This is a genomic window from Janthinobacterium sp. GMG1 (assembly GCF_034427795.1).
Classification (GTDB): Bacteria; Pseudomonadota; Gammaproteobacteria; order Burkholderiales; family Burkholderiaceae_D; genus Janthinobacterium.
On record NZ_JAXQNT010000002.1, the window covers coordinates 98069 to 120303 of the forward strand.

Annotated in this window: 22 protein-coding genes; 12 read left to right on the top strand and 10 right to left on the bottom strand. The window is 63.9% G+C overall.

What is annotated here, in order from left to right:
• Nucleotides 1-10: 10 nt before the first annotated feature.
• From SJI03_RS05390 to SJI03_RS05415, 6 genes are all read right to left on the bottom strand, one after another.
• The gene (locus SJI03_RS05390) at nt 11-3709 is read right to left on the bottom strand and encodes a tubulin-like doman-containing protein (RefSeq protein WP_322426490.1); all 3699 of its coding nucleotides are present in this window, start codon (nt 3707-3709) and stop codon (nt 11-13) included.
• Nucleotides 3710-3745: 36 nt separating this feature from the next.
• Complete coding sequence (locus SJI03_RS05395; RefSeq protein WP_322426491.1) at nt 3746-4183, bottom strand: hypothetical protein; 438 nt, start codon at nt 4181-4183, stop codon at nt 3746-3748.
• Between the two features lie 44 nt (nt 4184-4227).
• Nucleotides 4228-5703, bottom strand: coding sequence for a hypothetical protein (locus tag SJI03_RS05400; RefSeq protein WP_322426492.1), 1476 nt, complete (start codon nt 5701-5703; stop codon nt 4228-4230).
• Nucleotides 5700-7184 (bottom strand): hypothetical protein, encoded by a 1485-nt coding sequence (locus tag SJI03_RS05405; protein ID WP_322426493.1) that lies wholly within the window; start codon nt 7182-7184, stop codon nt 5700-5702. The genes SJI03_RS05400 and SJI03_RS05405 overlap by 4 nt, the downstream gene beginning before the upstream one ends.
• A gap of 126 nt (nt 7185-7310) precedes the next feature.
• Nucleotides 7311-7793, bottom strand: a complete 483-nt coding sequence (gene rfaE2, locus SJI03_RS05410; RefSeq protein WP_322426494.1) for a D-glycero-beta-D-manno-heptose 1-phosphate adenylyltransferase — start codon at nt 7791-7793, stop codon at nt 7311-7313.
• Nucleotides 7794-7837: 44 nt separating this feature from the next.
• Nucleotides 7838-8077 (bottom strand): DUF3717 domain-containing protein, encoded by a 240-nt coding sequence (locus SJI03_RS05415; RefSeq protein ID WP_322426495.1) that lies wholly within the window; start codon nt 8075-8077, stop codon nt 7838-7840.
• A 134-nt stretch (nt 8078-8211) separates the two neighbouring features.
• Between SJI03_RS05415 and SJI03_RS05420 the strand changes: the two genes are divergently transcribed.
• From SJI03_RS05420 to SJI03_RS05455, 8 genes are all read left to right on the top strand, one after another.
• Nucleotides 8212-9150 (top strand): hydrogen peroxide-inducible genes activator, encoded by a 939-nt coding sequence (locus tag SJI03_RS05420; protein ID WP_099379724.1) that lies wholly within the window; start codon nt 8212-8214, stop codon nt 9148-9150.
• Nucleotides 9151-9227: 77 nt separating this feature from the next.
• Complete coding sequence (gene ubiA, locus SJI03_RS05425; protein ID WP_322426496.1) at nt 9228-10082, top strand: 4-hydroxybenzoate octaprenyltransferase; 855 nt, start codon at nt 9228-9230, stop codon at nt 10080-10082.
• A 108-nt stretch (nt 10083-10190) separates the two neighbouring features.
• Entirely contained in the window at nt 10191-10547 is a 357-nt protein-coding gene (locus SJI03_RS05430; protein WP_046683402.1) for a glycine zipper domain-containing protein, read from the top strand.
• 45 nt (nt 10548-10592) lie between these two features.
• Nucleotides 10593-10979: a phage holin family protein gene (locus tag SJI03_RS05435; protein WP_046683403.1), complete on the top strand. Its 387-nt coding sequence runs from the start codon at nt 10593-10595 to the stop codon at nt 10977-10979.
• The gene (locus tag SJI03_RS05440; protein WP_322426497.1) at nt 10976-11323 is read left to right on the top strand and encodes a hypothetical protein; all 348 of its coding nucleotides are present in this window, start codon (nt 10976-10978) and stop codon (nt 11321-11323) included. The genes SJI03_RS05435 and SJI03_RS05440 overlap by 4 nt, the downstream gene beginning before the upstream one ends.
• 89 nt (nt 11324-11412) lie before the next feature.
• Complete coding sequence (locus tag SJI03_RS05445) at nt 11413-11970, top strand: DUF3455 domain-containing protein (protein WP_322426498.1); 558 nt, start codon at nt 11413-11415, stop codon at nt 11968-11970.
• A 91-nt stretch (nt 11971-12061) separates the two neighbouring features.
• The gene (locus SJI03_RS05450; protein WP_322426499.1) at nt 12062-12619 is read left to right on the top strand and encodes a sigma-70 family RNA polymerase sigma factor; all 558 of its coding nucleotides are present in this window, start codon (nt 12062-12064) and stop codon (nt 12617-12619) included.
• Nucleotides 12616-13332, top strand: coding sequence for an anti-sigma factor domain-containing protein (locus SJI03_RS05455; protein ID WP_322426500.1), 717 nt, complete (start codon nt 12616-12618; stop codon nt 13330-13332). Before SJI03_RS05450 ends, SJI03_RS05455 begins: the two co-directional genes overlap by 4 nt.
• Before the next feature lie 3 nt (nt 13333-13335).
• Here SJI03_RS05455 and proC read toward each other — a convergent pair whose 3' ends face one another.
• Together proC and SJI03_RS05465 are read right to left on the bottom strand one after the other, a co-directional pair.
• Nucleotides 13336-14166 carry a pyrroline-5-carboxylate reductase gene (gene proC / locus SJI03_RS05460; protein WP_322426501.1) on the bottom strand — a complete coding sequence of 277 codons (831 nt, stop codon included), beginning with the start codon at nt 14164-14166 and terminating at the stop codon, nt 13336-13338.
• A gap of 16 nt (nt 14167-14182) precedes the next feature.
• Nucleotides 14183-14884: a YggS family pyridoxal phosphate-dependent enzyme gene (locus SJI03_RS05465; protein WP_322426502.1), complete on the bottom strand. Its 702-nt coding sequence runs from the start codon at nt 14882-14884 to the stop codon at nt 14183-14185.
• A gap of 70 nt (nt 14885-14954) precedes the next feature.
• Between SJI03_RS05465 and SJI03_RS05470 the strand changes: the two genes are divergently transcribed.
• The 4 genes from SJI03_RS05470 (at nt 14955) to SJI03_RS05485 (ending at nt 19926) form a co-directional block, all read left to right on the top strand.
• Entirely contained in the window at nt 14955-15998 is a 1044-nt protein-coding gene (locus tag SJI03_RS05470) for a type IV pilus twitching motility protein PilT (protein ID WP_322426503.1), read from the top strand.
• A gap of 3 nt (nt 15999-16001) precedes the next feature.
• Complete coding sequence (locus SJI03_RS05475; protein WP_416208728.1) at nt 16002-17141, top strand: PilT/PilU family type 4a pilus ATPase; 1140 nt, start codon at nt 16002-16004, stop codon at nt 17139-17141.
• A gap of 1 nt (nt 17142) precedes the next feature.
• Nucleotides 17143-17628: a glutathione peroxidase gene (locus SJI03_RS05480; RefSeq protein ID WP_322426504.1), complete on the top strand. Its 486-nt coding sequence runs from the start codon at nt 17143-17145 to the stop codon at nt 17626-17628.
• 186 nt (nt 17629-17814) lie between these two features.
• Complete coding sequence (locus tag SJI03_RS05485; RefSeq protein WP_322426505.1) at nt 17815-19926, top strand: putative bifunctional diguanylate cyclase/phosphodiesterase; 2112 nt, start codon at nt 17815-17817, stop codon at nt 19924-19926.
• Here the strand turns inward: SJI03_RS05485 and glcF are convergent.
• Nucleotides 19919-21148, bottom strand: a complete 1230-nt coding sequence (gene glcF, locus SJI03_RS05490) for a glycolate oxidase subunit GlcF (RefSeq protein WP_322426506.1) — start codon at nt 21146-21148, stop codon at nt 19919-19921. The genes SJI03_RS05485 and glcF overlap by 8 nt on opposite strands.
• A gap of 6 nt (nt 21149-21154) precedes the next feature.
• Nucleotides 21155-22225, bottom strand: a complete 1071-nt coding sequence (gene glcE / locus SJI03_RS05495; protein ID WP_322426507.1) for a glycolate oxidase subunit GlcE — start codon at nt 22223-22225, stop codon at nt 21155-21157.
• Nucleotides 22226-22235: the final 10 nt, after the last annotated feature.

The window sequence follows — 22235 nt, forward strand, 5'->3', positions numbered from 1 at the left end:
ATTCCAGCGTTCACAGAGGCGGCGGCATCAACGGTGGCGGCGCGCTGAGGAACAAGGGCGCCAGTTCGGGGAACTGGGCCAGGTCGGCCCAGGCCGGCAAGCCGGCGCGCCACACCTTGGTGGTGGCTGGCACGACCTGTCCCGCCTGCACGTATTGCACGATCTGCTGGGCCGTGAACGGTCCCTGCTGCTGGCCGTTTATGCCCAGAAAATACTGGTATTCCACCAGCGGCGGCGGCATGCCGCCCAGCGGTGGCGGCGCCATGCCGAACGCGGTTGCCGCCGGGGCAGCGGCGGCGCCGGCCGGGCGCAGCAATTGCTCGAGGCGCCCCGCTTCCAGCATTTCCCCCTTGATCGCATATTTCAAACGGGGCTGGCCGTCCGCTTCCGGCTCGCGCACTTCCCAGTCGTAGGCATCGCTGTCGGAGTCGCCGATGACGTTCGCCCACTCCTTCAGGCGGCCCAGCAAGGCTTGCACCGTGCGGTCGAGCTCATCGCTGGCCATGCCCTTGCGGCGCGCCGACTCGCGCAGACGCGCGCCCACTTCGGCGGAAATGGCGCTGCCAAAGCCGATGTAGGGCAGCTGCGAGCCGTCGGCCTGCGCCACCAGCTTGGGCGCATACACGCCCCGCTCATAGTATTTTGCCAGCGCCGCCATGGCGGCCGTCTGCACGGCGTCAAGCGCCGTCAATTTTTCCTCGATGCGCAGCGCGATATTTTTCTCGTACGAGGCGGGCATGCCGTTCTGGCGGACGGCCCGTTCATTGCCGATACGGCGCAAGTCGCCCGGCTCGACGGCAAACTGGTACTGGCCCGGCGGCACGACGCGTCCCGTGTGGCGCGTCAGCACGCCCAGCATGATCGCTTGCAGGAACTCGCCGAAGTCTTCCGCCAGGCGCTTCATCTCGTCCGTGTTCGGCGCGATCGGGTGCGTGAATTGCGTTGGATCGATGTGCGTGTGGGTCGGCGCCTTGTCGTTATCGCCTTCCTTGCGGTAACTGGTGCGCCAGCCTTCCAGGCCGCGCAGCACCGTCATCGGCACGCCGGCCAGCTCGCAATAGCAGACGGCGCGCCCGCGGATGCCCGTCTCGACGATTTCCAGCTGGCTCACCGTGATGCCCACCTGGGTCGGCACGCACGATTCGAGCTCGGCGCCGAATTTCGCCTTGAAGGCGGCTGCATTGGCCACACCGATCACGCACTTGAACTGGTCCGACACGACCGTGAAATCGCCCGCCATGTTGGCGTCGATCCATGGCATGGAGCAGGCCAGCAACTTGCGGAAGCGGTCCAGGCGTTCGGATACATCCATCTGTTCCAGCGCCTCGAACAGCGGGTCGGGCATGCTCGTCGCGCCTTCCGCCAAGCCCGCCGTAGCGATCATGTTCTCCGCCATGCGCGTGACCTTGGCCAGGATCAAGCCCCGCTGCGCCGGTTCGGCCAACATGGGGAACAGGGCTTTCGAGCCGCCCATGTCCTTGAACGCTTCATCGGCCCACTGGCGCAAGGTGGCCGCCGACGGCAGCGCAATGTCTTTTTCCGTGACGGGAATGACGATCAGGGTCGCGTGTTCCTTGTCCAGGTCCTTTTGCAGGATGGTATTGGCCGTTTTGAGTTCCGCCAGCATGGCCAGCACGCCTTCGCGGCCCGTTTGCAGCTCGCCCACCAGGCCATTCCACTGGGCGCGGCCTTGCGCGTCGACGCCGATACGGTTGCCCAGCCAGCGCGACAGTTCGCCCAGCAGGATGACGGACTCGTCCGCCGCCTTGGCGCGCAAATGGAATTTCAGGGCATTCGCCATTTCCGTGCGCAAATGATCCATCACCACGCCGGCCTGCTTTTCGCCATTGCTGAGGAAACCGAAGGTGCTGCGCGTCTGCTCCAGGTTGTTCAACAGGCGCTCGTACTCGCGCGAGCGCACGGCTTCCTTGATTTCGCGATAGCGCTCGGCATTGTTGCCGATCTGCGCCGTCAAGCCGCTGCCCGGCGCCTCGATGCGGTCCTTGATCTGTTCCACCAGCGATAACACGTATTCCAGGCCGCCAAATTCCTTATTATCAAGATAGCCATACAGCTGGTCGCGCACGACTTTCTTGACGTCTTCCAGCACTTCGCGGCGGCGCTTGCTGATGCGGTCTTCCGTCGTGTCGGCCGTGGAATCCTGGTCGCGCACGGCGTCGCGTTCCAGGTGTTTCATGGCGTCGCGCACCTGCGCCGGCCATTCGCTGCGGTCGAAGCCCGTGCGGATATCGTTGATGCGCGTATTGACCCGGTTTTCCACGCCGGCCAGCAAGTGGCCGTGGCGGTCTTCCAGCAATTCGTCGACGACGCGGAAATCGATGAAGTCGCCGCTGGAACGCTTCAGTTCGATGCTCTTGTCGGAAAACTCGGGGAAATCGCTGAACGGCGTGCCCTTCAGGAACATATTGGCAGCGAGGAAATTATCGCGCTGCGTATCCGTGGCCCGGTTGGCGCCCGCATCCGTACCACCCACGCCAAAGAACGCTTGCAGCATGGCGCCGGCCCAGCGGTGGGCCCGCTCGTCGCGCGCCGCTTCCTGGCGCGTATCGAGCACGGCCATGCCGAACGAGGAAAAGCGCTTCGAGAAATACAGGCGCATGTCGCCGAAGCGGTCTTGCGGCACGGGCGCGTTGTACAGAGAATTCTTGTGCTGCGCCTGGTTGACGGCGATCGAACGCTTGGCGCGCGCGAAGTCGGCCGAGGCGAAATCCTCGAACAGCGAGTCTGCCACCATGTGGTAGACGTCGCTGACATCCTTGGTATGCTGCTGGGCAAGGTTGCCCGAATCGATCAGGTAAACCTCGCTGTACGGCTCGCGCGTCAGTTCCGGGCGGTCATACGCATCCCAGCGTCCCACATAGCCCTTGTTGCCCATCATCGCCGATTCCAGCTCCATCAGCGCCGCGTAGCCATTGGCCTCGACCCGGTCCTTGTTGGCCTTGGTGTAGCCGGTCGGCAAGAACAGCATCAGCTCGACGTCGGCCGCGCCCACTTCGCTGCGCGCCAGCCAGCGCGCCAGCAAGCCCATGTCGAGGAAGGAACCGGAACCCGTGCCGCCCGCGACGGAACCGACGATGACGATGCGGAAACGGTTCGTTTCCATGCGTAAACCCAGCTCGGCCAGCTGGCGCTCGTGCGACAGGCCCGCCTTCAACGCTTTCAGCTTCAAGCGGATCTTGTCGCGGATTTTTGCATATTTATCGAAGAAATACAGGCGCGACACGGCGCGGATCTGGCCGGCGCCGCTGCTCATGTCGAAACGTAATTCGCGGATGCGCTGCGGCGTCAGCGGCAGCCATTCCTTGATGTGCGGATACTTCTCCAGGGAATCTTCATCGCGGCTGTACTTGTCCATGTCGAACGATTCGACCACCTTGTCGTCGTCCGTGAACTTCACCTGGTCGAACTGCAAGTCCTTCGCCTGCGACTCGCCGCTTTCGATCACGGCGCCATTGTCGAGGTCGAAATGGATGAACTGCGCGATGGGAAAATCGGCCAAGCCCTCGATGCGCGTGCGGTTGCCCGCGCCGCCCCACAGGGTGTTGAGGATGCGCCGGCGCACGCGCATCAGCACCTGCATGCCCGTGCCGCCGATGCCGATGAACAGGGTCGGGCGCAGTTCGATGATCTTGTCCTGCTTGCGCTCGCTGGCGCCGCCGGTGATGGTTTGGTTCAGGTTCTCTGCCATGGTGGTTCCTTCGATGATGCGTGTTACGGCGTGCTCTTAGCGGCGGCTCGAGGTGAATGTCAGCAACAGGGCGACCAGACCCACCAGCACCAGCGGTCCCATGAACAGTGGCGCGAGGAATTTATGCGCGTTCACGGCGGCCAGCACGACACCGGTCGCCAGGCTGGCCAGGAAGATGAACAGCCACCAGCCTGAGGCATTGGCCTTGTTCGGCGGCACGCGCTTGGCCACCAGGCCATTCGCGTAGGCATTCTTGGCAAAGAAAAAAGCGATGAACAGCAGCAACAGCACGACGCCGCCGACCAGGGTGTCGCGCGACGAGGTATCGGTCGTGCTGACAGGATCGAGCGCGGGCGCAGGTTCGGTCGTGGCCGTGGTGGCGGCACCTGCAGCCGGTGCGTCCGCCGCGGGCGGCGCGGACGCCGGGGCCGGCAGGGTAAAACCAGTGTTGTCTTTAGGAGTCTCTTGCGCCATGGTATGCCTCTGTTGAATGGAAGGAATTTTTAGGGAGTGATTGTTCAGGCCAGGCTCAGGGTATGGCCTTCGGCCACGCGCACGACGGTCGGCTTGCCCATACCCCGCTTGAGTTCGCCGATCTCGCGGCCGTCATCATCGCGGATCTGCACGCTCTTGAATGGTTTCAACAGCACTTGCCGCTGCACGCCGTCGGCCAGCACCTTGTAGCGCGTGGCGCGCGTGCTGACCAGCCCCAGCGCCAGCAAACCCAGCACGAGCGCGAGCACGCCGCCCAGTATCACCAGCACGGGCAGCAGCGGATACTGGATGCGCACCAGCAGCGGTATCGTCGCCTGCGACGCGCGCACGCTGTCGGGCGGCGTGAACATGCTGGATATCGGGTCGCCCGGGAACAGTTCCTGCAAATCCTTGCCAAAACTGGACGCCAGCGCCAGCCGCTGTTCCGACAGGCCCACCTGCGCCTGCATCGGCAGCATCACTTGCTTGCCCATGGCGGCGATCGCCTGCGCCGACCACGGCGACGGAATCTGCGCCATCGGCAGCGCAAACTGTACCTGCACGGACTGGCTGGCGCCCGGCTGCAGCTGGCGGATTTGATCTGGCGCAACGTGCAGGGGCGCGTTCTGGCCCGCCAGGCTGGCGTGCACCCTGGCGCTGTCGATCACGTACGGGAAAAACATGTTTTGCAGGGACGCCTGCAGCACCACTTGCGGCACCAGGTTGGCCGCATCGACGTCGAGGACGATGGTGCGCCCATCGCGGCCCAGGCTGGCGTGCACATTGGCGCTGTTCTTGACGGACTGGGGCACGATGCGCACGGCATCCTGGTCCACCGGTTTCAGGCGGGCGGGCGGGCGCGTCAGCACTTGCGACAAGCGCCCTTCTGCCAGGATGCGGGTCAAAGCCTCGGACGCCGGCTGGCCATACGCGAGCGCATACACCATCAAGCCCTTGGCGCTGTACAGCTTGCCCTGCACGGGCATGCGTAACGGAAACACCACCGTCTTGGTGATCGACGGTTCCAGGTGCAGCAGGCGGTAAAAGTCGCGGTTGCGCTCGGCCGTCTGGCTGTCGTTGTTGGGGCTGTTCTTGTTATTCGTAAATATCCACACGATGCCGGAGGCGGACTGGAACGGGCCCGTGATGGTCTTCGTGACGGCTTCCTGGAAATCCGTGTCGGCCAGCGCGCCGCCGGCGCTCTTGCGCGCCAGGCCGAGATTGGCCAGCTGGCCCGCCACGCCGGCGCCACCCTGCCCTTGCCCCAGCAGCGACGGCGACACGTGCGCGCCGCTGCTCTGGCTGAAGGCCAGCGTGTAGACCTTGTCGGACGGGCTCGTGGCGGCCTGCGCCACGGCGCCCACCAGGGCTTTCAGCTGCGAATGCTCATCCGTATAGAACGGTTCCATCCAGCCCGAGTTTTGCACGAGGAACGCTTGCTGGATGCCGGCCGCCTGCACGCTGGCGGTGGCGAAGGCGAGCAAGGCGGCGCCGGCCGCGATCAGGGCGCGCGTTTTCATGCCTGCAAGGCCCAGCCATCGATGCGCGACAACAAGGGGTGATACGCCCACAAAGTGCCTTCATGCACAAACAGGCGCACCCGCCACGGCTCGCTGACGGCAAAGGTATGAAACACGGTTTCGCGCAACTCATCGTCCTGCACCAGCTGGGCCGCCAAGCGCTCGTTCGAGCGCAGCACGCTCGACAGGCCGGCGCTGGTAGCGAACTTCACGCCAAAGACGCTGTTGCCACCGCTTGACTCCAGCAGCGGCATGACGGCCTGGTTCTTGCCGCCATCGTCGCCGTGTTCCGGCTCTTCCCACGGCGCCGTTTTCAGCTTGGTGGCGAAGCGGTAATTGAAGCTGCCCGAACACAGGCGCGGCGCCAGCGCGTCGGCCCGCTCGGACTGCGCGCCCAGTTTCACGTAGACATAGGTGCCGCGGCTGCGCTCGAAGCACAACTGCCACAGGCCGCCATCGCGCGACACGTACGGGCTGCCGAATTCGAAATGCGGCACCAGCCCTTCGGGCCACGGTGTGAACGAGGCGGCCACGTTGCCATCCGGCTGCAATTGCAGGCGCAGCTGGCCGTTGGCGCAAGGCCACACGGCCATGCGGTTGTAGGCGACGGGGGCGCTGACGGTGCCCAGGTCGAGCACGCCGTCGAGCAGCACGTCACTGCCCGGCTTTTGTTGCGCATCAAGGTTGACGAAGCGGATGCGGCCATCGTCGTCGCGCAGGGGCGCCCACAGGCGGTTCTGGAACCAGACGGGCGCGGCCACGCATGGCGCGCCGCCCACATGCTCGACCACGTAGGTCAGCGATGGCACGTCGGGACGGATGCAGGCCAGACCATGACTGGTCGGCAAGACCAGCACGCTATTGAACTCCGGCACCAGCTCGGCGCGCCAGGCGCCGTGGGCCAGGTCCGATTCGGCCAGCAGGCTGCCATAGTCGGGATCCAGCGCCAGCCAGCGTTTCGAGGCGGGCAGCCAGGCGTGCAAGACGGCCTTGCGCGGTTCGAGCGCCAGCAGCGCGGCAGCGCTGGTGCCGAACTGGGCGGAAAAGAATTCGTATTCGCCGGGCGGCGGCATGGGCAGCGAGGCATCGGCCTGCGCATGCTCTTCACGCGCGCGCTGGTCGGCCAGTTTCAGGGGTACGCTGGCCTGGCGCAAGCCGGCCGGGCCGGCTGGCGGCACGTCGCTGACGGGATAGGCGCCGTAGGGCGGCACCCAGGGCAGCGTGGCGGCCGCGTCGGGCGGCACTTGCAAGGCCGCGCCCGAGGCGGGGTCGAACGCAAATTCGGGCGGAAACTGCCGCACGGACGCGCCGGCCGCTGCGGGCAAGCGCCGCGCATGCATCAGCTTGCCGATATCGGCATGGCTCACCAAGGGCGAGACGTTCTGGCCGTCCGCGCTGCGCTGCATGCTCCACGCGCCCTCGTCATCCACGTGCCAGGCGCCGGAGGGCAGTGGCCAATCCCCAGAAGTTTTATGATCCATTTATTTTCTATGACTAGCAATGCATTCAGACGGTGTAACGTGCTGGGGCTGTCGAAACGAAGTCGCAGCCCTGGCAGTTCTCATAGTAACGTCTTTTTATCTGTATGGAAACATTGACGAGCTTCCTCAGCCTTGCTGCGTCCGCACTTTCGTCAACAGCTTGGTGGTCGAGCGGTCGTGCTCGAAATCGATGGCCACGGCCTGGCCGCCATATGCGAGCACGGCCTTGCCTTCGGGAATGGCCGCCATGTCGTAGTCGCCGCCCTTGGCATAGATTTCCGGCTCGACATCCTGCACCACTTCCAGGGCACTGTCTTCCGAGAACGGCACCACCAGGCTCACCGCTTCCAATGCGGCCAGCACGGCCATGCGGTCTTCGCAGTTGTTCAGCGGACGGTCATCGCCCTTCCCTAGGCGTTTCACTGAAGCATCGGTATTCACGGCAACGATCAGCGAGGCGCCCAGCGCGCGCGCCTGCGCCAGATACGTCACGTGGCCACGGTGCAAAATGTCGAACACGCCGTTCGTCACCACCACCGGTTTCGGCAGGGCCGCGGCGCGGGCGCGCAATTCGTCACGGCCGCACAGTTTGTTTTCAAAATCAGGCATGGATATCTCTTGTTGGGTTAATTATGGTCACGCCACGGTCACGCTCAGGCGTGGCTATCGCCTTGGATGCCGCCGCCATCCCGGCGCCAGGCGTCGATCAAGGCCAGGACGGCCGGTTCCAGGCCCTCTTCGGCGATGCAATCTTGCCGGTAGTAAATCATCAGCGCATACACGCCGGCCAGGCGGCTGACGGGCGGCGACAGCGCATATTCATTGCCGCGCGCCGGTTGCCTGGCACGCCAATAATTGATTGCCGCTTCCAGCGCCTGCATCTGCAATTCCATCGCCGTCTCCCTTCGCTGCCCGGTCCCGCATTATAGGGGGCGATCCGCTACAATACGCCATCGGCGCCACAGTTTCACGTTTGCGCCACCTTTCATTCATTGCAAGTAAGCACTTCCTGTGTTTCAATCAACCTATGACACTGACTGAACTGAAATATATCGTTGCAGTCGCGCGAGCGAAGCACTTCGGCCATGCCGCCGAAGCCTGCTTCGTTGCCCAGCCCACCCTGTCAGTGGCCATCAAGAAACTCGAAGACGAATTGGGCGTGGTTCTGTTCGAACGGGGCGGCGCGGAAATCTCCGTCACGCCCCTGGGCGCGCAGATCATTGCGCAAGCCGAGCGCGTGCTGGAACAGACGGCCGCCATCAAGGAACTCGCCAAGCAGAACAAGGACCCGCTGGCCGGCCCCCTGCGCCTGGGCGTGATCTACACGATCGGCCCCTACCTGCTGCCGCCCCTGGTCAAGGCCATGATAGACCAGGTACCGCAGATGCCCTTGATCTTGCAGGAAAACTTCACGGTTCGCCTGCTCGAATTGCTGCGCCAGGGCGAGCTGGACGTGGCCATCATGGCCCTGCCCCTGCCCGACCATGGCATGGCCATGCAGGAACTGTATGACGAGCCGTTCGTCGTCGCCATGCCGCGCCAGCATCCGTGGACGGCGCGCGAGAAAATCGCCGCGCAAGACTTGAAATCGGAAACCATGCTGCTGCTGGGCAATGGTCACTGTTTCCGCGACCAGGTGCTGGAAGTGTGCCCTGAAATGGCGCGTTTTTCCTCGCCCGGCAACGGCATGCAGCGCACCTTCGAAGGTTCCTCGCTGGAAACTATCCGCCACATGGTGGCCAGCGGCATCGGCCTGACGGTCTTGCCGCGCGCCTCCGTCGCCAATATGCACGCCACCGACGGCATGCTCGAATACCGGCCCTTCGCCGCCCCCGTGCCATCGCGCCGGGTGGTCATGCTGTGGCGCAAGAGTTTTACGCGCAAGGCCGCCATCGACGCCCTGTGCGCGGCCATCGCCAGCTGCAACTTGCCTGGAATAACGCCGCTCTGCGAAGACGACGACTAGCGCCCCAGGCGCAAAATAGTACATTTACATACTATTTGCGATAATCGACCTTTCTCTTCAACAAGATCGAGTCTTCCATGAACAAGCTGGCGCTGTATTTCCGCCTGATACGGCTGGACAAGCCTATCGGTACCGTATTGCTGCTGTGGCCGACCCTGTGCGCGCTGTGGCTGGCGCAGCAGGGCGTGCCGGACTGGCGGCTGCTACTCATCTTCACTCTTGGCACTTTGCTGATGCGCTCGGCTGGCTGCGCCATCAACGACTACGCGGACCAGGATATCGACAAATTCGTCAAGCGCACGGCCGAGCGCCCCATCACCAGCGGACGCATCAGCGGCAAGGAAGCGCTGGCCGTGGCCGGCGTGCTGACCGTGCTGGCCTTTTGCCTGATCCTGCCCTTGAATGCGCTGACCAAGCAGCTATCCGTGGCCGCCGTCATCATCGCCGGCACCTATCCCTACTTCAAGCGCTTCTTTGCCATCCCGCAAGCGTATCTGGGTATCGCCTTCGGTTTCGGCATCCCCATGGGCTTTGCCGCCATCACGGATGCCGTGCCCGTCGTCGCCTGGCTGCTGCTGCTGGGCAATGTCTTCTGGGCCGTGGCCTACGATACGGAATACGCGATGGTCGACCGCGATGACGACTTAAAAATCGGCATCAAGACGTCAGCCATCACCTTTGGCCGCTACGACGTGGCCATCGTCATGTTCTGCTATGCCGTTTTCCTGCTGCTGTGGCTGGCCTGCGGCTGGTATCTGGGCTTGCGTTACTGGTTCGTCGCGGGCCTGATAGTTGCGGCCGGTTGCGCCGTTTACCACTACACCCTGATCCGCGCACGCGAGCGTATGCCGTGTTTTGCGGCATTCCGGCATAATAACTGGCTAGGAGCGGCGGTGTTTGCGGGCGTGGCACTGGACTTTGCTTTCCGTTAAGCAATGACCCTTGCGCCGCAGTAGCCCTTGAGGCGGCGCAAGACTAGCCTGGCCGCAGTTGCCTACACTGGTATTTCACTGTGCAGTTTCACTTCCATGAGGTAATACATGAGCTCGATACATACCGGAAAATCCAGCAGCGACAGCATCCTCGCCGACGCCGACAAGGCCCGCGACAAACTGGTCGGCGACTTGAAAACCGTCATCAATGAAGCGGAAGGCTGGCTCGATGGCGCCAAGGATCAGACGGGCGAGAATGTCAAAGCCGTCAAGGACAAGTTCATCGCCACGCTGGAAACGGCCAAGAAAGACTTGATCAAGCTGGAAGAAGACTTGCTCGAACGTACCAAGAAGGCGGCCAAGGCCACCGACGAATACGTGCAGGACAATCCCTGGAAAGCCGTGGGCGCGGGCGCCGTCGTCGGCGTGCTGTTCGGCCTGCTGCTTTCCTCGTCACGCCGCTAGACAGTACCGACGGCCTTGGCCGTCTCCTGACGCGAAAGGCAGCATATGGCTATCGTGCACCATGTCGCCCAAGTCGCAGCGACCCTCGCCGCCATCGTCCAGACCCGTCTGGCCCTGGCGGCCGTGGAAATGGAAGAAGAGTCGCTGCGCTTCCTGTCCTATCTGGCGCTGGCCATGCTGGCACTGTTGTGCCTGTTTGTCGGCCTCGTATTGATCGTGTTCCTCGTCATCGTGCTGTTCTGGGATACGCACCGCATCGCCGCCATCGCCATCACGGCCGCCGTCTTCATCGTCGCCGCCATCGCCACCCTGCTGGGCGTGCGCGCCAGTTTCCGCAGCAAGCCGAAACTGCTGTCCTTCACACTTTCCGAACTGAACAAAGACCTGGACGAGCTGCAATTGCTGGCGCGCCGGGGATCGGAGCGGCCATGACCACGCATCCCACCAAGTTGTCGCATGTGCACACGGCCGCCAGCCTGGCGCAGCGGCGCGACGCCCTGCTGGCCGAATGCGCGCTGCAGCGGCTGGCCCTGGGCGTGCAGACGCGCCAGTTGCTGGAACCGCTCACGGGCGGCAATCTGCGCCACACCCTAGCCACGCGCTTCAAAATTCCCCTGATGATAGGGGGCGCCGTGCTGGGCTTGCTGCTCGTGCGCCCGCGCCGTTTCCTGCCGCTGCTGCAGGCCAGCGGCGCGCTGCTCAAGCATGCCACCACCGCCCTGCCCGTCGTGATGGCGCTGATGCAGCGTTTCCGCAAGAAAGAAACGCCGGACTAAAATATTTTCAGCTGGCTGCATCCAAATGGCAGACCCATGTGTAGTAATGGTATCAACCAGCCGGTTGAGCCAACTACCAGGAGTTCGCCATGCTTGACTTCACCGCCCCACGCCACGCCATTCCCGCCCTCACTGTGCTGGGCGCCGCCCTGCTGCTGAGCGCCTGCGCCCCCATGAGCGCACGCTATTCGCAGGAACAATTGCCGAACGCCGTCAAGGTGCCCGATGGCCACCAGGTTGCCATGCAAACGGTGGGCGTGGGCAAGATTGCCTACGAATGCAAGACCAAGAAAGACATGACGGGCCATGAATGGGTCTTCGTGGGACCGGACGCGGCCTTGAACGACCGCAACGGCATGCAAGTCGGCACCTATGTCGGCCCACCGGCCACCTGGGCCAACCTGGACGGCTCGAAAGTGACGGCGACACAAGTGGCCGTGGCGCCGGCCGGCGCGGGCAATATTCCGTATCAGCTGGTGAAAGCCAATCCTGCCACGGGCAGCGGCGCCATGCAGGGTGTCAGCTACATCCAGCGCGTAGCCACCAGCGGCGGCGTGGCGCCAAGCAGCCCCTGCGGCATGGAGTCCATCGGCGCCAGGCAATGGGTACCCTACCAGGCTGACTATATCTTTTGGAAAGCCGCATAAGTCAGTGAAAACGACGGTTGGCAAGCTGGTTTCTGGCCTATACTCGGTCTTGAAAACTTGCTAACCGTTAACTCCAACGATTGCGCCGACCTTGCCAACCCTAGCCACTCCGTTCGATTACGATGCCGCCCTGCGCGCCTGCGCCAGGGGCGAGCAGCAGGCATTGCATGGCCTGTACCAGCAGGAAAGCCGCTACCTGCTGGGCGTGGCCCTGCGCATCGTGCGCCAGCGGGCTCTGGCCGAAGACGTGCTGCACGACGCCTTCCTGAATATATGGCGCCGCGCCAGCAGTTTCGACGCCACGCGCGGCAGCGGCAAGGGCTGGATCTATGTGGTGGTGCGGCACCAGGCGCTGAACGTGGCGCGCGCCCGCGCCCATGAAGTATCGGCCGACGAGGATACCGTGGAAACCCTGCTGCACCAACGCCACGGCGACGACGCCGGCGACGCCTACGCCCTTCAGGAAAACATGGGCAAGCTGCACGATTGCCTGGGCCACCTGGACGAATCCAAGCGCAACAGCATCCTGTATGCCTACGTCGATGGCTGTTCCCACAGTGAAATCGCGCAGCGCCTGCAAGCGCCGCTGGGAACCGTCAAGGCCTGGGTCAAGCGGGGCCTGACCGCCTTGCGGGAGTGCATGGGATGATCAACAGCGACGAGGAATTGCACAGGCTGGCCAGCGAGTACGTGCTGGGCACATTGGAACTGGCCGAGCGCGCGGAAGTGGAACAGCGCCTGCCGCGCGACGCTGCCTTGCGCGATGCCATCGATGCCTGGGAACAGCGTTTGCTGCCCTTGACGACCCTGGCGCCGCCCGAAACACCCTCCGCCCAGCTATGGCCGCGCATCAGCGCCAGCCTGTTCACGCCGAAAGCCGTGCGGCAAGCGGGCGGCTGGCAAGCGTGGTGGAACAGCCTGGCCTTCTGGCGAGTATTGGCCGGTGGCGGCCTCGCAGCCACGGCTGTGCTGGCCGTGCTGGTCAGCGTGCAACTGCAAGCGCCAGGCGGCCCCGGCTATCTGGTGGTGCTGGTGGCGCCGCAGGACAAATCGCCGGGCTGGATCGTGCAGGCGGGCGGACGCGGTGGCAAGAACCGCGACCTGAGCCTGATCCCGCTGGGGCCGACCACCGTGCCGCAGCAAAAAGCCCTGCAATTCTGGACCAAGGGCAAGGACTGGGGTGCGCCTGTCTCGCTGGGCCTGGTCAAGCCGGGACAAAGCCTCAAATTGACCCTGGACAAACTGCCACCGCTGCAGCCCGATCAACTGTTTGAAATCACGCTGGAGCCGGCAACCGGTTCGCCGACGGGCCGGCCGACGGGGCCGATCCTGTATATCGGCCGCGCCGTCAAGGTGATGTAGCGTTTATTTGCCCAGCTCGTCCCCCATCTCGCGCCCGCGCTGCGCGGCCGCCTTGATGCCCTTGACGATGGCCGCCTTCACGCCGCTCTCTTCCATGCTGGTCAGGGCCGCGTACGTCGTGCCGCCTTTCGACGTGACCCTCTCGCGCAGCAAGGACACGGGTTCGCTGGAGTTCGCCGCCAGCTGCGCCGCACCCGTAAACGTGGCAATCGCCAGTTGCGTGCCTTGCTCGGGCGTCAAGCCCAGCTCGGCGGCCGCCTGCTGCATCGCTTCGATAAAGTAAAACACATAGGCGGGACCGCTGCCGGACACAGCCGTCACTGGGTCGATCTTGGCTTCGTCATCGAGCCAGACGGTCTGGCCGACGGCGCGCAGGATGGCGTCCGCCGTCTTTTTCTGTTCTTCGCTGACGCCATTGCTGGCCACCATGCCCGTGATGCCCATGCCGATCAGGGCCGGCGTGTTCGGCATGCAGCGCACGATGGCGGGATAATCGCCGAGCCAGCGCGACAGGTCTTGCGCGCGAATGCCGGCAGCGATCGACAGGATCAATGGCGCCCGTTCCCCGTCGAGGAAAGGCAGCAACTGCGCCGCCACCTCGCGCATGCTTTGCGGCTTCACGGCCAGCACGATCACGTCCACGCCGCGCAGCGCGTCGCTGGCGGAGGTCGCCGTCGTCACGCCGAATTGCGCCTGCAGTTTTTTCAGCGCGGGCGCATGCGGGTCGATCACGTGGATGTTGCCGCCCAGGGTCAGCTTGCCCGCCAGGCCGGCGATCAGGGCTGCCGCCATGTTGCCGCCGCCCACAAAGGCGATATTCAATTCTGTCGTCATGCTTGTTCTCTCTTCATCAGGAATAGTTGCGGGAACCGAAAATGGCGCTGCCCACGCGCACGATGGTGGCGCCTTCCAGCACGGCGGCGCGCAAGTCGGCCGACATGCCCATCGACAGGGTGTCGAGCGCCAGCCCTTCGGCCTTCAATTGTTCGTACAACACGCGCAATTGCGCAAAAGCAGCGCGCTGCAGCGTGATATCCGTTTCCGGTTCGGGAATCGCCATCAGGCCGCGCAAGCGCAAACGCGGCAGCTGCGCCACGGCATGCGCCAGCGCCGGCAAGTCAAATGGCGTCACGCCGCTCTTGCTCGCTTCGCCGCTGATATTGACTTGCAGGCAGATATTCAAGTCCGGCAAGCCGGCCGGGCGCTGCTCGGACAGGCGCACGGCGATCTTTTCCCGCTCCACCGTATGCACCCAGTCAAAATGTTCGGCGATGGGACGCGTCTTGTTGCTCTGGATGGGGCCGATGAAATGCCAGACGGGTGCGCCTTGCGGCAGCGCAAGCTTGACGGCGCTAATCTTGTCGAGCGCTTCCTGCAGATAGTTTTCGCCAAACGCCGTCTGTCCCGCGTGCATGGCTGCCAGCACGGCGTCCGCGCCGAAGGTTTTCGACACGGCCAGCAGGGTCACGTCGGTCGGGGCGCGCTGCGCGTCAGCGGCGGCCTGCGCAATACTGTCTCGCACGGCTTGCAAGTTCTGTTCGATTGTGGACATAATCATTTTCTAGTGTATAGGGGCGGCGGCACAGTGCGCCAACCCATCAATGCAGGCACAGGGATTATAAATGGACATTTCCGAACTACTCGCTTTCTCCGTCAGCAACAAGGCTTCCGACCTGCACCTGTCCTCCGGCCTGCCGCCGATGATACGGGTCAACGGCGACGTGCGCCGCCTGAACGTGGCGCCGCTCGAGCACAAGGAAGTGCACGGCATGATCTACGACATCATGAACGACAGCCAGCGCAAGGCGTATGAAGAAGCGCTGGAATGCGATTTCTCGTTCGAGATTCCCGGCCTGGCCCGCTTCCGCGTCAACGCCTACAACCAGGAACGGGGCGCCTCGGCCGTGCTGCGCACGATTCCGTCGAAAGTGCTGACCCTGGAAGAGCTGAACGCCCCGCGCATCTTCGGCGAGCTGGCCATGCGTCCGCGCGGCCTCGTGCTGGTGACGGGGCCGACGGGTTCCGGCAAGTCGACCACCCTGGCGGCGATGGTGAACCACGTCAACGAGCGCCTGCACCACCATATTCTGACCATCGAAGACCCCATCGAATTCGTGCATGAACCAAAGAAATGCCTGATCAACCAGCGCGAAGTCGGTTCGCACACGCATTCTTTCAGCAATGCGCTGCGCTCGGCCTTGCGCGAAGACCCGGACGTGATTTTAGTGGGCGAATTGCGCGACCTGGAAACCATCCGCCTGGCGCTGACGGCCGCCGAGACGGGCCACCTCGTGTTCGGCACCCTGCACACCTCGTCGGCGGCGAAATCGATCGACCGCATCATCGACGTCTTCCCCGCCGAGGAAAAGGAAATGGTGCGCGCCATGCTGTCCGAATCCTTGCAAGCCGTCATTTCGCAAAATTTGCTCAAAACCAAGGATGGCGCGGGCCGCGTGGCCGCGCATGAAATCATGCTGGCCACGCCGGCCGTGCGCAACCTGATCCGCGAAGCGAAAGTGGCGCAAATGTATTCGGCCATCCAGACGGGCAGCAATGTGGGCATGCAGACGCTGGACCAGTGCCTTTCCGACCTGGTGCGGCGCGGCACGATCTCGGCGGAAACGGCCCGCTCGGCCGCCAAGTCGCCTGAAAACTTCCCCGGATAAGCCATGCAGACGACGCACGAACACTATGGCGCCATGCACGCGCTGCTGGCGCAGATGCGCGCACGGGGCGGCTCCGACCTGTTCATCACGGCCGGCTTTCCTGCCGCCATCAAGCTCGACGGCAAGCTGACGCCGCTGGCCGGCGGCGCGTTAACCGCGCAGCAGGCGACCGGCTATGTGCACGCCGTCATGAACGAACGCCAGGCGGCCGAGTTTGAATCCAGCCGCGAAGCCAATTTCGCCATCAGCCCGGAGGGACTCGGGCGTTTCCGCGTGTCCGCCTTCGTGCAGATGGGCCAGGCAGGCATGGTCTTGCGATTGATCAATACCGCCATCCCCACCCTTGATGGGCTCGGTTTGCCCGCCATCCTGCAAGACATCGTGATGAGCAAGCGCGGACTCGTCATCATGGTGGGCGCCACGGGCTGCGGCAAGTCGACCACCCTGGCGGCCATGGTGGGCCACCGCAACGCGCACAGCCACGGTCACATCATCACCATCGAAGACCCCGTGGAATTCATCCATCCGCACGGCAACTGCATCGTCACCCAGCGCGAAGTGGGCGTCGATACGGACGACTGGGCCACGGCCCTGAAAAACACCTTGCGCCAGGCGCCCGACGTGATCCAGATCGGAGAAATCCGCGACCGCGACACCATGGACCACGCCATCGCGTTCGCCGAGACGGGCCATCTGTGCCTGGCAACCTTGCACGCCAACAACGCCAACCAGGCGCTGGACCGCATCATCAATTTCTTCCCCGAAGAGCGGCGCCAGCAGTTGCTGATGGACCTGTCGCTGAATTTGAAAGGCATGATTTCGCAGCGGCTGATCCCGAACAAGGACGGCGGCGGGCGCAAGGCGGCGCTGGAAATCCTGCTCAACTCGCCGCTGATGAGCGACCTGATCTTCAAGGGCCAGGTACACGAAATCAAGGAATTGATGAAAAAATCGCGCGAGCACGGCATGCAGACGTTCGACCAAGCCCTGTTCGACCTGCACGAAGCGGGCGCCATCAGCTATGAAGACGCGCTGCGCAATGCGGACTCCGTCAACGACCTGCGCCTGACGATCAAGCTCAAGGGCGCCACGGTGCCGGAACCAGCCCCGCAAGCGGGCGCCACCAAACTGGGACTCCTCTGACATGACCAGCATCCACGATTTCCAGGCCGAGGCATTGGACGGCACGCCGGTCGACCTGGCGCGCTACAAGGGCAAGGTGCTGCTGATCGTCAATACGGCCAGCGCCTGCGGTTTCACGCCGCAATACCAGGGGCTCGAAACGCTGTACCGCGAATTCCACGAGCAGGGCCTGGTCGTGCTGGGTTTTCCCTGCAATCAATTCCGCCAGCAGGAACCGGGGTCGAATGAGGAAATCAAAGCCTTTTGCGAAAAAAACTTCGGCGTCACCTTTCCCCTGTTTGCCAAGGTCGACGTGAATGGCCCGCATGCCCATCCCGTATTTGCGCAATTAAAACAGGCGGCGCCCGGCATATTGGGCACGCAATCGATCAAATGGAATTTCACCAAGTTTTTAGTGCGCAAGGATGGCAGCGTATTTCGCCGCTACGCGACGGCCAGCAAACCGGCCAGCCTGGCGGCCGACATACGGCAGTTGCTACAAGACTAGAAACGAAATACTTTGATTTAAGACAACAATCATGCGAAATCCATAAAACCGTATTTATTTCATGCTTGATATCAATATTGTGTTTCAAATAGCAAATATCGGTGATAATGTTTACATAATTATTCGCAGATATCGATCAAAAAAACGATGCCAGTCTTTGGGAAAATATTATCTTCATGGATGCGGATGGGCAGCTATTCCCGCCTCTTCATCCCTATTACCTTCCTGATACTCGCCGTTTCCGCCGTTCGCTATCACGCCCTGCTCGGTACGGAAACGGCGCTGGCCAATGCGCGCTACCAGAGCGACGCGCGGCAACTCGACCTGTTCCTCGCCAATAGCGTGCTGCCGCTGGCCGTGCATACGGACAGTGATGCGATGCACGACAGCGTGCGGCAAGTACTGCGCAGCGCCCTGCCGCTGAACCGCAGCCTCGTTTCCGTGCGCTGGGATACGGCTGGCGCGCATGTCGAAGTGCTGGCCGACAACAAACCGGCCGGCACACTGGCCGATGGCGTGCCGGCCTGGTTTGCGCGCCTGGCGGGCATGGCGGCCATCCGCAGCCGCCTGACGGTGGCGCTGCCGGATGGCGGCGACGGCATCCTCGACGTGCATTACGCGCCCGGCCTGCCCCTGACGCAGGTGTGGCAAAGAGTGCGCGGGCAAGCCGTCCTCAGCACCATCAATATCGTCCTCGTCTTTCTCCTGCTGGGCTTGATCCTGGCGTCGCACCGCAAGCTGCTGGCGCGACTCGTGCAAGCGACGGACCGCTTCCGCGATGGCAACTTCGCCGTGCGCCTGGCGGCCGGCGCCACGCCCGAGGCGCAAGCCGTGTCGCAATCGTTCAACGGCATGGCCGGCGATATCGAAGAACTGCTGACCTCGCTAAAGACCAGCCAGCGCCAGCTGGGCGAGCAACTGAACGAAACCGTGCACATGCAGCAAGCGCTGCAAAAACTGTCCTGGCAAAACTACAATGATGTGCTGACGGGCCTGCCCAATCGGGCCGCGCTGGCCGCCCGTTTCGAGCAGGAACTGTTCCTGGCGCGCGAACGCCAGCGCCTGCTGGCCGTCTGCCTGTTCGACCTCGACCACTTCCAGTCCATCAACGACCGCTATGGCGCCGAGGCCGGCGATGAAATCCTCAAGCAGGTGGCCGGCCGCCTGCACGGCTTTACGGGCCAGATCCATTACGCGGCGCGCCTGGGCGGCGATGAATTCGTCCTGCTGCTGTGCGGCCAGGCCAGCATCGCCAGCATCGAACAGAACATCACGCAATTGATGCAGGAACTGAGCCGCCCCTACCAGTGCGACCAGCAGGCGCTGCACGTGACGGCCAGCGCCGGCATCGCCGTCTACGCGGGCAAGGACTTGAATACGGAAAGCCTGCTGCGCCACGCCGACCACGCCGTCTACCAGGCGAAATTGACGGGGCGCAACCAGTACCACTTCTTCGACACCAACCTCGATGAGGAGGTGCGCACGCACCACAACCAGCGCACGGAAGTGCGCCAGGCCCTGATCAATGGCGAACTGCGGCTGTACTACCAGCCCAAGGTGAACATGCGCGCCGGCACGGTGGTGGGCATGGAAGCGCTGCTGCGCTGGCAGCATCCGCGCCGCGGCGTGCTGGCGCCCGCGCAATTCCTGCCGCTGGTGGAGCAAACGGATTTGATCATCGACATCGGCGAATGGGTGCTGCGCCAGGCCCTGTGGCAGATGCAGCGCTGGGTGGCTTGCGGCAAGCACTGGGTGGTCAGCGTGAATATCGCGGCGCGCCACTTCCAGCAACCGGACTTCGTCTCGCGCCTGGAAACCATCCTCGGCGAATTTCCCGGCGTGCGCGCCAGCATGCTGGAACTGGAAATCCTCGAATCGTCGGCGCTGCACGACATCGAAGACGTGCGCCGCATCATCCGCGCCTGCCAGGCGCTGGGCATCACGTTTGCGCTCGACGATTTCGGCACCGGCTACTCGTCGATGTCATATTTAAAACGCCTGCCGGCGAATATCGTCAAGATCGACCAGAGCTTCGTGCGCAACATGCTCAACGACCGCGACGACCTGCACCTGGTGCGCGCCGTCATCGGCCTGGCCCGTTCCTTCAGCTTGACGGTGATCGCCGAAGGCGTGGAAAGCGTCGAGCATGGCGCGCGCCTGATCCAGCTGGGCTGCGACCTGGCGCAAGGCTACGGCATCGCCCGCCCCATGCCGGCAGACGCCGTGCTGGAATGGGCCGCCAACTTCGTGCCGGCCCCCCAATGGCGCATTGCGCAGTACAGCGAAGTACCTATTTGATCGGAGACAAAGCTGAATCAATCAGCTCGATCCAGTGCCGCACGGGCGTCTCCGTGCCCGACTGCAAATGGCTCAGGCAGCCGATATTCGCCGACACGATCATCTCCGGCTCGCACGCTTCCAGGTTCGCCACCTTGTTGTCGCGCAGCTGCTGCGACAGTGCCGGCTGCAGGATCGAATACGTGCCGGCCGACCCGCAGCACAGATGGCTATCGGCGCACAGGCGCACGTCGACGCCGACGGCGCGCAGCACCTGCTCCACCTTGCCACGGATTTGCTGGCCGTGCTGCAGGGTGCAGGGCGGGTGATACGCCACTTTTTTGCCGATGCGCCCTTTCAGCAACGCCACCAGCTCGTTTTCAAACGCCGGCATGATCTCGGACAAATCGCGCGTCAGCGCCGCGATGCGCCGCGCCTTGTCCGCATACTGTGCATCGTGCGCCAGCAGATGGCCATATTCCTTCACCGTGGCACCGCAGCCGGACGCCGTCATGACGATGGCTTCGGCACTTTCCACGTATGGCCACCAGGCGTCGATATTGCGGCGCATGTCGTCCAGCGCCGCGTCCTGGTCGTTCAGGTGATGGCGCAGCGCGCCGCAGCAACCGGCCTTGGGCGCGACGATCAATTGCACGCCGAGCGCATCGAGCACGCGCGCCGTGGCCGCGTTGATGTTCGGCGACATGGCCGGCTGCACGCAGCCGTCGAGCAGCAGCATGCTGCGCGCATGCTGGCGCACGGGCCATGTACCGGCGGCGGCGCCCGGACGCAATTTATCCTGCAAGCTTTTCGAGAGGAGCGGGCGCAGCGCCTGCCCCGCCTTGTACACGGGCGTAAACAGCCAGCGGCGCGGCAAGGCTTCCTTCAGGGCGAAGCGCAGCGCGCGTTCGCGCAAGGGGCGCTGCACGCGCTGCTCGACGACGTTGCGGCCGATGTCGACCAAACGCCCGTACTGCACCCCCGAGGGACAGGTCGATTCGCAGTTGCGGCAGGTCAGACAGCGGTCCAGGTGGGTCTGCGTCTTGGCCGTGACGGGCGCGCCCTCCAATACCTGCTTGATCAGGTAGATACGTCCGCGCGGGCCATCGAGTTCGTCGCCCAGCAGCTGGTAGGTGGGACAGGTGGCTGTGCAAAAGCCGCAATGCACGCAGGCGCGCAAAATGGCTTCGGCTTCGTCGCCTGCCGGCGTATTCTTGATGAAATCGGCGAGATTGGTTTGCATGCGCGCTCAATACATTCTGTGCGGGTTGAAGATGCCGGCAGGGTCGAACGCCTGCCGCAGGCGCTGGTGGATGGTGGCAATGGCCGGCGCCAGCGGGTGGAACACGCCCACGGCCTTGTCGTCGCCGCGAAACAGCGTGGCGTGGCCGCCGGCGGCCGCCACGACCTGGCGGATGTGCCGCGCGCAGTCGGCATCGGCGTCGCCATCGAGCTTGAGCCAGCGCTGCGCCCCGCCCCACTCGATCAACTGGCGCCCCTTTAAAATCATGGCGCTGGCGTGCGGCGGCAGAGATAAGCGCCACAGACTGCCCGCGCCCGCGAAGAATGTGTGCGTCTGCTCGCGCACGGCCAGCCAGAAGGCGGCCGCGTCATCGGCTGCCAGCAGCTCGCCCCCCAGCGATTGCAGGGCCGCCGACACGGCCGCCTCGGCGCCGGACAGGCGCACCGTCAACACGCCATCGTGCCAGCAGCTGGCCGATATCGGCAGCGGCTTGCCCGCCCATTCATTGAGCATGCGCAAGGCGGCGATTTCCGCGCACGGCAAGCGGAACGTCGCTTCGCGCAGCGGCAAGGGCAGCACCTTCAGCGACACTTCCAGGATCAGGCCCAGTGTCCCCAGGGACCCCGCCAGCAGGCGCGAGACATCGTAGCCGGCCACGTTCTTCATCACTTGCCCGCCAAACGCCAGGCGTTCGCCATGGCCATCCATCAGCACGGCGCCCAGCACAAAATCCCGTAACGCGCCCGCGCTGGCCCGGCGCGGGCCGGACAAGGCGCTGGCGACGACGCCGCCCACCGTGGCGCCGGGGCCGAAGTGCGGCGGCTCGAAGGCCAGCATCTGGTTGCGGGCGGCCAGCGCCGCCTCGATCTGCGCCAGCGGCGTGCCGCAGCGGGCCGTGATCACCAGCTCCGTCGGTTCATAGTCGATGATGCCCGCATACGCGCGCGTATCGAGCACCTCGCCGTCGAACCGCTGGCCATACCAGTCTTTCGTGCCCCCGCCGCGCAGGCGCAAGGGGCTGCCCGCCGCGCTGGCCACCAGGATCTGCTGCCTGAATTGTTCCACGATTGCTTGCAAAGGAGTCTCC